The sequence below is a fragment of the Bacillus sp. FSL R12-0074 genome, from assembly GCF_038005725.1.
Lineage (GTDB): Bacteria > Bacillota > Bacilli > Bacillales > Bacillaceae_G > Bacillus_A > Bacillus_A mycoides.
This window is the reverse complement of record NZ_JBBOTR010000001.1, coordinates 3,277,663-3,289,412: the sequence shown is the minus strand read 5'-3', so window position 1 is coordinate 3,289,412 and position 11,750 is coordinate 3,277,663. Positions and strand designations below refer to the sequence as shown.

The 11,750-nt window shown below is 34.6% G+C and carries 12 protein-coding genes; 9 read left to right on the top strand and 3 right to left on the bottom strand.

All coding sequences use genetic code 11. From position 1 onward, the window contains the following. Window positions 1–327 precede the first annotated feature (327 nt). The 7 genes from NSS97_RS17085 to NSS97_RS17055 all read left to right on the top strand — a co-directional run bounded on the left by NSS97_RS17085 (window position 328) and on the right by NSS97_RS17055 (window position 6,650). Window positions 328–1,290, top strand: a complete 963-nt coding sequence (locus tag NSS97_RS17085; RefSeq protein WP_012261291.1) for a tubby C-terminal domain-like protein — start codon at window positions 328–330, stop codon at window positions 1,288–1,290. A 305-nt stretch (window positions 1,291–1,595) separates the two neighbouring features. Further along, window positions 1,596–1,790 carry a hypothetical protein gene (locus NSS97_RS17080; RefSeq protein ID WP_002142517.1) on the top strand — a complete coding sequence of 65 codons (195 nt, stop codon included), beginning with the start codon at window positions 1,596–1,598 and terminating at the stop codon, window positions 1,788–1,790. A gap of 88 nt (window positions 1,791–1,878) precedes the next feature. Continuing rightward, entirely contained in the window at window positions 1,879–2,604 is a 726-nt protein-coding gene (locus NSS97_RS17075; RefSeq protein WP_002033261.1) for an ABC transporter ATP-binding protein, read from the top strand. Further along, window positions 2,597–4,261: a putative ABC transporter permease subunit gene (locus NSS97_RS17070; protein ID WP_002167957.1), complete on the top strand. Its 1,665-nt coding sequence runs from the start codon at window positions 2,597–2,599 to the stop codon at window positions 4,259–4,261. Before NSS97_RS17075 ends, NSS97_RS17070 begins: the two co-directional genes overlap by 8 nt. A 56-nt stretch (window positions 4,262–4,317) precedes the next feature. Next, complete coding sequence (locus NSS97_RS17065; protein ID WP_044443324.1) at window positions 4,318–5,076, top strand: SDR family oxidoreductase; 759 nt, start codon at window positions 4,318–4,320, stop codon at window positions 5,074–5,076. Between the two features lie 336 nt (window positions 5,077–5,412). Then, window positions 5,413–6,114, top strand: coding sequence for a hypothetical protein (locus tag NSS97_RS17060; RefSeq protein WP_341113565.1), 702 nt, complete (start codon window positions 5,413–5,415; stop codon window positions 6,112–6,114). Window positions 6,115–6,362: 248 nt separating this feature from the next. Continuing rightward, the gene (locus NSS97_RS17055) at window positions 6,363–6,650 is read left to right on the top strand and encodes a hypothetical protein (protein ID WP_044443329.1); all 288 of its coding nucleotides are present in this window, start codon (window positions 6,363–6,365) and stop codon (window positions 6,648–6,650) included. 54 nt (window positions 6,651–6,704) lie between these two features. On the opposite strand, the gene NSS97_RS17050 is transcribed toward NSS97_RS17055, so the two are convergent. Both NSS97_RS17050 and NSS97_RS17045 read right to left on the bottom strand, forming a co-directional pair. Continuing rightward, window positions 6,705–7,163 (bottom strand): hypothetical protein, encoded by a 459-nt coding sequence (locus NSS97_RS17050; RefSeq protein ID WP_107888002.1) that lies wholly within the window; start codon window positions 7,161–7,163, stop codon window positions 6,705–6,707. A 240-nt stretch (window positions 7,164–7,403) separates the two neighbouring features. Next, entirely contained in the window at window positions 7,404–7,778 is a 375-nt protein-coding gene (locus NSS97_RS17045) for a winged helix-turn-helix transcriptional regulator (RefSeq protein WP_002167960.1), read from the bottom strand. A gap of 127 nt (window positions 7,779–7,905) precedes the next feature. On the opposite strand from NSS97_RS17045, the gene NSS97_RS17040 reads away from it, so the two are divergent. Next, window positions 7,906–8,586 (top strand): NAD(P)H-dependent oxidoreductase, encoded by a 681-nt coding sequence (locus NSS97_RS17040; protein ID WP_107888003.1) that lies wholly within the window; start codon window positions 7,906–7,908, stop codon window positions 8,584–8,586. Window positions 8,587–8,670: 84 nt separating this feature from the next. Here NSS97_RS17040 and NSS97_RS17035 read toward each other — a convergent pair whose 3' ends face one another. Beyond that, the gene (locus NSS97_RS17035; protein WP_341113560.1) at window positions 8,671–10,344 is read right to left on the bottom strand and encodes an alkaline phosphatase; all 1,674 of its coding nucleotides are present in this window, start codon (window positions 10,342–10,344) and stop codon (window positions 8,671–8,673) included. 267 nt (window positions 10,345–10,611) lie between these two features. On the opposite strand from NSS97_RS17035, the gene NSS97_RS17030 reads away from it, so the two are divergent. Beyond that, the gene (locus NSS97_RS17030) at window positions 10,612–11,664 is read left to right on the top strand and encodes a pyruvate kinase (RefSeq protein ID WP_341113557.1); all 1,053 of its coding nucleotides are present in this window, start codon (window positions 10,612–10,614) and stop codon (window positions 11,662–11,664) included. Window positions 11,665–11,750: the final 86 nt, after the last annotated feature.

Below are 11,750 nucleotides of genomic sequence, written 5' to 3'. Positions count from 1 at the left end.
AAAGGTTCGAATGACAACATTCAGGTCTGCGTTAATGTCAGCCACTTTTGATTTTAGCTTTTCCGATCCCTCCTGAATTTTATCCAATTGATTTTATTGTGAATGAACTATGAGTTGATTATAATAATTAGAGTGAACTCTAAGTCAAGAAAAAAATAATAAAAGGATAGTTATTCTATTATGAGGGAGTTCGCGAAGCAAAAATAGTGACTATACTAAGGTCTTTCACGTGTTATAATGCGATAATTAAATATTCATATATACATAGTTTCTCAGAGTGATGCGATGTCATGTATGAGCTGTGTAACAACTAGAGGTGAGTGAAGGATGTTAACGTTTTTATTTGAGTTAGACAAGGCTATCCCGCAGAAGGATGAGCCACGGTATGCCGCTTATGCAAATGGCTTTATTGAAGGGGATTTAACAATTCGCGTGAGTGACAGCGTATTTTTTCAGAAGTCATGCATGAAGGTTGCAGAGCTTGGCATTTATTTAGGACAGTGGATGGAACAAGTGCAACATGGGCAGAAAGAACAATTGAATTATGAAACGAGTGACCGTGAGGAAGTAATTCTCGGATTCGTATATGAAGAGGAAGATCAGTGGAGAGTTTTTTCCAGTTGGCAGCAATTTGAACTTCAAGAGCGTATATCAACTACAACATTAGTAGAGAGCGTTCAACGCTATTTATATGAGCTAAATAAGGAACTGCGCGCGATAGGATATCCTGTGACGTTTGATCAGTACTTAAGAGGAGAGCGAATGATGCAGCTTTCTTATAAACGACTGTGTGATAGTAAAGCGGATACGACTTTGATAGAGGTTTACAATGGAAGCGAAGGAGTAGGCGCAGTACGGGGCTATTATAAAAATACGTTGATGAAAGTGCTAGACTTCATTCCGAAAGTCGGTAGTAATATCATTTATGAAATAAAGGATAGTAAGAACAATATTCGCGTCATTGCAAAGGATGTAAGTAGGCAGCGTCAAAGAAGGATTTTAGTAACGTACATCGATAATAATGATGCAGAGCATGAAATACTTGTATGTGACGGAAAGTTATTAGATGCAAATTTCTTATTTACTTTTACATATAAGACAGAAGAATATGTTGTTCACAAAACTTCAATTGGGCTTGGAAAATTATTACGAAACGGCTATGTAATCGCAGATTGGAATATTCGTCTTGAGGAAGATATGTATTATATCGAGATGGATGTATATGATGAGGATTATATAGAGGATCAATACTTACTGTTAGGTGTATTTCATGCTGTTTTGTATGGGTGATAAAGTGAAACTTTAATCAGTGGGGGGGTGTTCATCCCCCACTGATTATTAGCCTTCACCAATCGGGCGTTTACGGGCAGTTGATCTCCCACCTAACTTCTTTGCTCCAGCCGAATTTTGAGGTGGGAGTCTTACTGCCAGTTAATGCGGGATAAATAACTATATGTTATAAATATATCACATATGGAAATTCATAGTAATAATAGTTTTGCGATTTATTTCATAATAATAGTAAAAAAGGTTAAATATTCTGTAAAATAAAAAGGGAAATATCGTAAAATGGATGTAAGGAGGGGGAGGACGAAATGTTAACTGGGATAATGATCGTTATATTACTTGTAGTTATTACTGTAATTGGAACGGTGTTAATTGGGCGAAATGGTGATGCGAATTATAGTAAAGCGACAAAAGGAAATATTAAACGACTTACGATGATTTATATAATACTAGCCGTTGTTTTAATCGTTGGATTAGGAGTTTATATTTATTTTAAAGGTTAAAAAAACTGAAAAATGTAAAAATCTAAAAATATAAGTATGCTATAATGTTAATGTAGTTAATTGGTAATTAAGGAAAGGATTGGATGTAATGATCGAAATTTTGAATGTGTCAAAAAGTTATAATGGATCTACCTATGCAGTAAAAGATTTAAGTTTATCTGTACCGAGCGGAGAAATTTTTGGGTTTTTAGGACCGAATGGTGCGGGTAAATCAACGACAATTAAGATGATTACTGGTATTCATGGGGTGGACAAAGGAACCATTACAATCAACGGTAAAGATATTATGAAAAATCCGATGGAAGCGAAGAAAACATTTGGCTATGTTCCAGATAGCCCGGATATGTTTTTACGATTAAAAGGGATTGAATATTTAAACTTTATGGCTGATATGTATGAAGTACCGAAGGAAGTAAGACAAGAACGAATAGAGTCATTAGCGAAGAAGTTTGATCTGTACAATGCTTTATCTGATCAAATTCAAAGTTATTCACACGGTATGAGACAAAAGATTGTTATTATCGGTGTGCTCGTACATGAACCAGATGTGTGGATTTTAGATGAACCGTTAACAGGTCTTGATCCGAAATCTGCATATATTTTAAAAGAAATGATGAGAGAACATGCTGATAAAGGGAAGATTGTATTTTTCTCGACACACGTATTAGAAGTAGCTGAAAAAATATGTGACCGCGTCGCGATTATTAATAAGGGAAATCTTCAGTTTAAAGGGAATTTAAATGAAATGAGAGATCATTTTGAATCCAATGAATCACTTGAAAAAATGTTCTTGGAGATGACGGGCAATGAGTAAAATTTGGACGTTAACGAAAGTATTATTGAAATTAAATTATGCAGATTTCATAACAGATAAAAAGAAAAGATGGGCGTATTTATTTTCATTTGCAGCCATTTTATTTGTAGGTTTTTTAATATTCGGTTCGATGACCCATGGAATATATGAAGGAATGATACACCTCGGACAGGATCCAGGAATTGTTATTGCGATGGGATTAGCAGTTGCTAGTATATGGGTATTTTTGATGAGTATTATGAACATTTTAACAGTGTTTTACTATAGTAATGATGTTGAAATGTTGCTACCGTTACCGTTAAAACCAGCGCAAATTATTTCGGCAAAGTTCTTTACAGTGTTAATTACACAATACGTAATGAGCTCGTTTATTTTATTGCCTATCTTTATTACTTACGGTTTAAAAAGTGGTGCTTTCATTACATATTACATTTATATGATTGTCATTTACTTATTCTTCCCGATCATTCCGCTAGTTTTAGCTTCGTTAATTATGACAATTATTATGAGGTATACGAATATAGCGAAAAATAAAGATCGAGGAAGTATATTTATTGGAATCGTAAGTATACTATTTATCGTCGGAATCAATGTATTTATGCAATGGAGAAATAAAAGTGCAGTATCTGGAGCTGGAGATTCAGTTGCGAATTATCTTACAAATAATCAATCCTCCCTTTTCATACAAATGACAAATTATTTTCCGACTACATATTTTGGTGCAATGGGATTAGTAGAAAATGCATCGTGGAAGGGAATATTATACGTACTAATATACATTCTTATTTCTATCGCATTTTTCGGTTTGTTTTATTACATTGCAGAGCGTACATATTTAAAAGGGGTTATTGGACTTTCAACGAGTACAGCAAAGAAAGAGGTAATTTCAGCAGAAGGTTTACAGAAATCAACAGTACAAAGTTCTCATTTAAAAGCGTATGTGAAAAAAGAATTTAAAACGTTATTCCGTACACCACAATTTTTCTTAAATTGTATTGTGCAAACTTTCGTTATGCCAATTATGCTGTTCTTTGTTTTGTTTGTACAAGATGGAAATTTAAAATGGATTACAGGGTATATTGATAATCCAGAATCAGCAGGTTTCGCAATTGGTGTTGGCCTTTGTGCATCCTTATTTTTAATGGGGAGTAACGTTATTGCAACAACGTCATTCTCACGAGATGGAAGCTCTTGGTTTGTGAATCGTTACTTACCAGTAAAGGCTTCGGATATCTTTTTTGCGAAAGCGATAACGGCCTGGTTAATTAATGTAGTCATTTTAGGAGTATTCGGTATTACAATGGCATTTGTAGCAGGTATTTCGCCAGTCTTCATGATACTTTGGTTCTTACTAAGTGCGAACGGTTTATTGTTAATTAATTTAATCGGTACACGCTGGGATGCACAAACTGCAGATATTCATTGGGATACAGAACAGAAATTATTTAAAAGTCGATATACAACTTTGTGGAATTTTTTAGCTAATATTTTAATAGCTTTAGTTATTGTAGCGGGTGTAAGTGTATTATACTTCTTCCTTCAAGTAGGACTTTGGATTATGTTTATCGTTTTATTTGTAATGTTTACGATTGTAAATTATATCTTTATTAAAATTTTAAAATTAGGCGCTGAGCGTATATTGTCAAATATTAATTAAAAAGGTAGATCCTCTGTATTCGTGCAGGGGATTTATCCATAGATGGAGGAGAAAAGGTGAAGAAAATAGCAATTGTAACAGGGGCAACTCGTCTGAATGGAATTGGTGCAGCTGTATGCAAGGTGCTTGCTCAAAATGGGATAGACATTTTTTTCACGTACTGGCCTCGGTATGATAAAGCGATGCCATGGGGAATGAATGATCAAGAGCCCTTTTTGTTGAAAAAGGAAATTGAAAGTTACGGCGTTCGATGTGAAATGGCAGAAATAAACTTATCGCAGTCTTATTCGCCTAATCGTGTATTGTATATGGTATCAGAACGTTTAGGGGATCCATCTATTCTTATTAATAATGCGGCGTATTCTACTCCTACGAAAATTGAAGAGTTAGATGTAGAACAGCTAGATAAACATTATACGGTTAATGTTCGTGCTCCTATGCTATTAAGTTCATTATTTATTAAACATTTTTCACTTAAAACGAGTGGAAGTATTATAAATCTTACTTCTGGGCAGTCATTAGGCCCGATGCCAGATGAACTAGCATACGTAGCAACAAAGGGAGCAATAGAAGCATTTACTAAGTCAGTTGCACCAGTAGCTATGAAGAAGGGGATTACAGTCAATGCTGTTGATCCAGGACCGACGAATACAGGATGGATTACAGAGGAATTACAGCATCATTTAGTATGGAAATTCCCGCAAGGAAGAGTTGGAGAACCGGTGGATGCGGCACGCTTAATTTCTTTTTTAGTAAGTGAAGAAGCGAAGTGGGTTACTGGGCAAGTCATTCATTCGAACGGTGGTTATTCATAAAAATATTATGTTAACAATTGTTGAGAAATAAAAAAATTAGTAATTATTTTGTTTTTTGTATAAATAAAATGTCAAGAAAGATAAAAAATTGATAGGGGAGTATGTTGTCATTTGTAGATTGTAAATCTTCATGTGACAACATACTCTTTTTCTTTTGCTACAGAGCAGGAAAATGTAGTAGAAAAAACTCGAATATTAAAATGAATTTATCGTTTTTTGTACGTATTATTATGAAGATTACTGTCGGAAAGATGGTGATTCGTATGAAAAGGGATTTTTTAAGGGGAAATAGAATCGTAAAGAGAAGGATAAAATTGTAAACATAGGGGGATTTTTATGAAAATGAAAAAGGTCGCTATCGCATCAGTAGCAATTGGTACAATGCTTACAATGGCAGCTTGTAGTACCTACACAGATAAAGATGCAGCAAAGAAGGATCAGGCAACTGCACAAAATGAAGAGCAATCGAAAACGACAAGTGCAGATGAAGCGTCAAAAACAACGAAAGATACTGAAAAAGACACAAATACTTCTTCGAATGAAAAAACAGATAAGGATGCAAAAAATACAAAGGAATCATCAGGAACAGAAAGTAACGGTAAAACAACAAAAGAAAAAGAAACGACAGGAAAAACGAATGATCAAACTACTAGCGGGAAAACAACAGATCAATCAACTAGCGGGAAAACGACAGACCAAACGTCAAGTGGAAAGACAACGAAAGATCCGAAGAAAAGCGTCGCTGTGAAAACAAATATAAAAGAAGTCGTTACATTAATTGAAAGCTTGGACAAGCAATTAGCTGCAAATCCTAAATTAGAAACAGTTAATAAACTTGGAAAACAAATTAATGAGAAGTGGGATGTCATTGAAAAAGAGTTAGAAGCATCACATCCGACTGAATATAAAACAATTGGCCAAAGTATGTATCCGTTAATTGTAGGAGCGGAGAAAGAAAAGATCGATATTAATAAAATGAAGTCATTAACGACGAAAACGAAAAAAGATTTAAATCAATTATTAACGAAGCTTTCATAGTTTCAAAAGCCTACTCGAGTGAGTAGGCCTTTTTAGTTTGTTGTACATTCTCGTTTGGTGTTAAGAAATAAAGACTTCATTTAAAAGGAACATCACAATGATAAAAAAGAGTGATAACTATTAAAGATATTTTTTGATAGGAAGTCATATAAAACGCTCCCTTGTATTTATATTTGCAATTTAGTAGTTTTTAAAGTTCATTATTTTCTACAAAAATTTCATTTTGTAGAAAAGGAGAATGGATTGATATGTACGATAAAGAGGAAGTTTATGATGAAGAAATTGCACCGTTAATGCAGCAGATTCTTGAAATCTGTAAAAGAGAAGAACTTCCAATGGTAGTTCAGTTTTATCTCGCTGAAGAGTCGCCATATGATGAGGAGTCAGTTACACCATTATATTGCACATCAATTATTATTCCTGGTGATCGTAACGATGAGGAAGGTATCCAACAATTGCAGGATATCGACGAGGTAATGAAATATGGAAAGAATGGTCCTCCATACTTTATGGCAGCAACAATACGAAAAGAATAAAAGAGCAGCTAGCAAAAGCTAACTGCTCCAATCGGTAATATTATTCCAAAAGTACTATTTTTCAAACTCGTCTAGTGCTCTTGCAGCAATTTTGACTTTAGAAAATGCACCACTGTTATTTTTAAATACAATCTGGTATTTACCATTAGGAAGCCAATCAGACCACTCAGTACTAAATTCATTAATAGTTTGTTGTCCAGGTGTTAACTTTCCGTTTGATAACCATCCACCTTTAGAATTATATAAATCATAACTGAAAGTTTCATTACCAATATTTTTAAGGAAAACTCTTAGATCCTTCCCGCCTTCATGGTGAAATTTGTAAATTCCTGAACCGTAAAAAGCGAACTCTTCATTAGCCTCTAAAGCATATTGAACTGGTGGAAGTTGCACTTGATTAGACTCAGTACTTGCAGGACTTACCTTTGTTTCTTCGGTTGCCGCGAATGTTGAAGTTTGACCTAAGCCGATAAGAGATGCAGCAATTACAGGGATAACTAAGAATTTTTTCAAGATAAACACTCCTTATGGTTTCTAATTGAGATTTTCTCTCAAACACATAATAACCAATTAAGATGAATAAGTTAATAGATAAATATTATGTTTTACAAAAGTAAGCAATAATTTACAAATAACGCAACATATTGACAAAAAGTTAAAAAAAATAATCCTTTTACTCAAAAAAGATTGCCAGTATCCTAAGAGGCAATCTTTTTTGAGTTGTTTGTAATGGCTAATTACAGGTTTTAAATACTATTTAGTGTTATCTCTACTTTCCAAAACCTGCTCCATATTATTAGTCGCCCATTCCATCATTAAAAGGATAATTGGACGTAATGACTCGCCAAGTTCAGTTAACGAATATTCTACTTTAGGGGGCACTTCACGATATACCTCCCGATGTACGATGCCATCTGCTTCAAGTTCTCTAAGTTGAAGTGTTAACATTCTTTGGGTGATATTAGGTTTTAATCTTTTTAATTCATTAAATCGTTTCTTACCATCTAATAAATGATAAAGAATAACACCTTTCCATTTCCCGCCAATAACCTCGACCATAGCTTCTACTGGACAAGAATATTTATTTAAAAATGGATAATTTACATCATCTTCTTTTGAACTAATCATAAAAAGACTCTCCCTTAACAATAGTATCTTTTTTGATACTATAGCACATAAATGTGCGTACTTGTATCATTGTTACTTTAAAAATATAATTTGGTTAAATAATAATTTAATGAAAAGGGGATCTTTTATGACTAACACAAAACAAAATACAAAACAAAAAATTATTGAGGCTTTTAACTTTAGACATGCATGTAAAGAATTTGATCCTATGAAGAAAATTTCAGAAGATGATTTTAAATTTATTTTAGAAACAGGAAGATTATCTCCTTCTTCTTTTGGATATGAGCCTTGGAAATTTATTGTGGTTCAAAATAAAGAATTAAGAGAAAAACTATTACCATATTCATGGGGAGCAGGTGGGCAGCTTTCAACAGCAAGTCATTTTGTCATTGTTCTTTCAAGAACCATCAAAGATATGCACTATGATGCAGAGTATATTCAGCACATGATGAAAGATATTATTGGATTGCCTGAAGAAGCTCAACAGATGAGATATGAATTCTTCAAAAAATTCCAAGAATCGGATTTTAAATTGTTAGACTCCGAACGTGCTGTATTTGATTGGTCATCAAAGCAATCTTATATTGCTTTAGCTAATATGATGACTAGTGCAGCTCAAATCGGTATTGATTCTTGTCCAATGGAAGGATTCGATAAAGAAAAAGTAGATTCTTTACTTCGTCAAGAAGGAATTTTAAAAGATGATAATCTTGAGGTATCAGTTATGGTTGCATTTGGATACCGTAAAGGAGAACCACAATTTAATAAAACAAGACAAACTATGGATACTATTGTTGAATGGATTTAATAAGATAAATTTGTATCCATATAACGAAAAAAACGCTACCCTGTCTATAGAAAGGATAGCGTTTTTTTATGTCTGTTTTTAAATTTAGCGAGAATGCTTTGTGAATAGTTGAATTGCTTTTTCAGGGACATAGAATTTCCCGTTGCTTTCTACAACAACACTTCCTAATTCATAATCTTTTTCACCGATACAGATAATATTTTTATTAACAAACAATTTGGCCGCCGTATTATTGCGTTTTATTACAAGCACCGGGTTTCGTACATCTTTTTTGTCAATCGTTACAGTTGCACCAATTTGTTTAAAGGATGTTTCAGCATCTAAGAATAATTTCTTAGATAATTCTTCTAATTGAAAGCCCATTGCTTTGGCCATTATTTTCGCAATGTCTGTATTTTGGACTAAACCGTATGGCTTTTGAGGACCGTAAGAGTATAAGAATACATCTTCACCCGTATGACCACCAGTTGTAAAACCGATGTTCGCACGGTTGGCCAATAATTTAGTAAGGATTGGACCTACATCAGCTTTCTTTTTTGCAACTTTTAACCTTTCTCTTTCGTCATCAGTTAAGTTGTCTAAACCGTAAAGAGCAGCAACTTCTTTTATATTAGATAAATCATCTTTTAGTTTATTTGTAGCACCTTCAAGTGTCATTTTCGCCTTTTTCAGTGGGGCAATGTAAGCTGATACTGGTGTAGTATCATAGCCTTTTGTGGTATTGCTGTTGCCAATGGAAATACCGCTATTACCATGATCCGATAAAGCAATGACCATAGTGTTACCGTCTTTCTTCGCAAATTCTAATGCTTCTGTAACTGCATCATCAAATGCCAATACATCGCTAATCATCCCGATTGGGTCATTTGCATGTGCTGCCCAATCTGCCTTACTGCCTTCTACGAATAAGAAGAAACCATCTTTATCTTTTGATAATGTTTGAATGGCTTTTCTCGTCATCTGGGAAAGAGTTGGCTGCTTAGGATTGGTTATTCTACGATCCATATCGAACGCAAGGGCAGTATTAGAGAAAGAACCCCAGATTTTCTTTGATTTGGAGTTTAATAATGCATCTTTTGTTTCGACAAAGTCATACCCTTTGTCTTGAATCACTTTTACTAAATCTTCGTTGTCTTTACGAATTCCGTTGCTTGTCGTAGGCTGAAGTGCTGCTTTTCCACCACCTAATACAACTTCTATATTTTGATAAACTTGCTGTTCACCAAGTACTTCGAAATCTTTACGGTTAACGTGGTGGGCAGAGAAACTAGCCGGAGTAGCATGCTGAATTTCTGATGTAGCAATGATTCCTGTCGCGCGGCCGGAACTTTTTGCGCCTTCTAAGACGTTGGCAACTGGACGAAACTTGCATTCTTCTTTAACTGGTTCTAAGCCAGGTGAATTCACAACAGAAGGTAATACGCCCACGTAGCCGGAATTTGATTTATTTCCTGTCGCTAAAGCTGTGGCTGCTGGTGCAGAGTCCGTAATAGCCGATTCTGCTGAGTATGTACGAACACCTCCGGATACAATTTGATCTAGGGCAAGAGGTGAACCTTTGTACCACCGGGCTAATGTTGTAGCAGAAGAACTTGTCCCATCTATAACCATGAAAATCACATTTTTAGGTTGCTTTCCTGCTTTTTTTACCTCAGCTTTTACCTCATTATCGTTCATTATGATTCCTGTTGCTAATGTAAATAGTGCTACCGTTCCCGCTAATGTTAGTCCCATTATTTTTTTTCGAAGAGTAGTCATTGTGGTTCCTCCATAGGTCGTTTTCGATATCCCAATCTAACGTTCGTATGTAAACAAGATTTATTATTAGTAGTACCCCATTGCAACGAAACTAACAATAACGATTGAGTCAAAATGTTGGGCACAAAAAGTTAAATTAAAGCTATTTCTTCAGCAAAATATTCTCTTCATATAAAACCTCTTTGCACCCTTAGTTACATGGTCTTTCCTATAAAAAGAATCTTCTCTTTATTTTATGGGAAACATTTAAAAAAGGATGGTGGGGACATGACAATTGATCGAGTTTGTACAATTGGGCCAGCGAGTAATAATGAAGAAACGTTAGCGCAGTTAATAAACAATGGTATGAAAATTGTTCGGTTAAATTTATCACATGGTACGCATGAAAGTCATAAAGACATCATTCGTTTAGTAAAATCGTTAGACGATTCTATTAAAATTCTAGGGGATGTACAAGGTCCTAAAATAAGATTGGGTGAAATGAAAGAGGAACAAATTACACTTGAAGCAGGGGAGTTATTTACTTTACATACCAATCCAGTTCAAGGGAATAAAGAAGAAGCAAGTGTTGATTATGTAGGGATCGCGAATGACGTGAAAGTTGGAAGTAGAATTCTTATTAATGATGGAGAAGTTGAGTTAATCGTTGAAAAGATAAGTTCGGAAAAAATAGAAACAAGAATAAAAACAGGTGGAAATATTTCCTCTCATAAAGGGGTGAACTTACCAGGTACAATTGTTAGTTTGCCAGCTATTACGGAGAAAGATAAAAAAGATATTCAATTTCTTTTAGTAGAGGAAGTTGATTTTATTGCGTGTTCTTTCGTTCGAAAACCTAGTCATATAAAGGAAATACGAAGTTTTATACATGAACATAAAGAAACTTCCCCAAATTTAATTGCAAAAATAGAAACGATGGAAGCAATCGAGAATTTTCAAGACATATGCAAAGAAGCGGATGGCATTATGATCGCAAGGGGAGATTTAGGTGTGGAATTGCCGTATCAATTTATTCCGCTTTTGCAAAAAATGATGATTCGTGAGTGCAATCGAACGAATACATATGTCATTACAGCGACACAAATGCTTCAATCTATGGTAGATCATTCTATTCCTACAAGAGCTGAGGTGACAGATGTATTTCAAGCTGTATTGGACGGAACGAATGCTGTTATGCTTTCTGCTGAAAGTGCGTCAGGAGAGCATCCAATCGAAAGTGTGAAAACGTTACGTCTCGTTTCGGAATTCGCTGAGCATGTAAAAAAAGACGGTCCTTTTGCGATGAAAGATGTATTGGAATTGCTGCATAAGTCTCTTTAGTTTATATAGAAGGATTTATCTCTCAACCTAAAAACGTACGGAAAGGAATCAGGATAGGAGGTGCTATTTTAGTATTTACTTACAGA

Excerpts from the sequence above, each read along its gene's own strand:
- NSS97_RS17045 (WP_002167960.1), bottom strand. The coding sequence starts at position 7,778 with ATGATTAGTTCAAAAGAAGATGATGTAAATTATCCATTTTTAAATAAA.
- NSS97_RS17060 (WP_341113565.1), top strand. The coding sequence starts at position 5,413 with ATGAAAATGAAAAAGGTCGCTATCGCATCAGTAGCAATTGGTACAATG.
- NSS97_RS17080 (WP_002142517.1), top strand. The coding sequence starts at position 1,596 with ATGTTAACTGGGATAATGATCGTTATATTACTTGTAGTTATTACTGTA.
- NSS97_RS17035 (WP_341113560.1), bottom strand. The coding sequence starts at position 10,344 with ATGACTACTCTTCGAAAAAAAATAATGGGACTAACATTAGCGGGAACG.
- NSS97_RS17075 (WP_002033261.1), top strand. The coding sequence starts at position 1,879 with ATGATCGAAATTTTGAATGTGTCAAAAAGTTATAATGGATCTACCTAT.
- NSS97_RS17055 (WP_044443329.1), top strand. The coding sequence starts at position 6,363 with ATGTACGATAAAGAGGAAGTTTATGATGAAGAAATTGCACCGTTAATG.
- NSS97_RS17030 (WP_341113557.1), top strand. The coding sequence starts at position 10,612 with ATGACAATTGATCGAGTTTGTACAATTGGGCCAGCGAGTAATAATGAA.
- NSS97_RS17070 (WP_002167957.1), top strand. The coding sequence starts at position 2,597 with ATGAGTAAAATTTGGACGTTAACGAAAGTATTATTGAAATTAAATTAT.
- NSS97_RS17040 (WP_107888003.1), top strand. The coding sequence starts at position 7,906 with ATGACTAACACAAAACAAAATACAAAACAAAAAATTATTGAGGCTTTT.
- NSS97_RS17085 (WP_012261291.1), top strand. The coding sequence starts at position 328 with ATGTTAACGTTTTTATTTGAGTTAGACAAGGCTATCCCGCAGAAGGAT.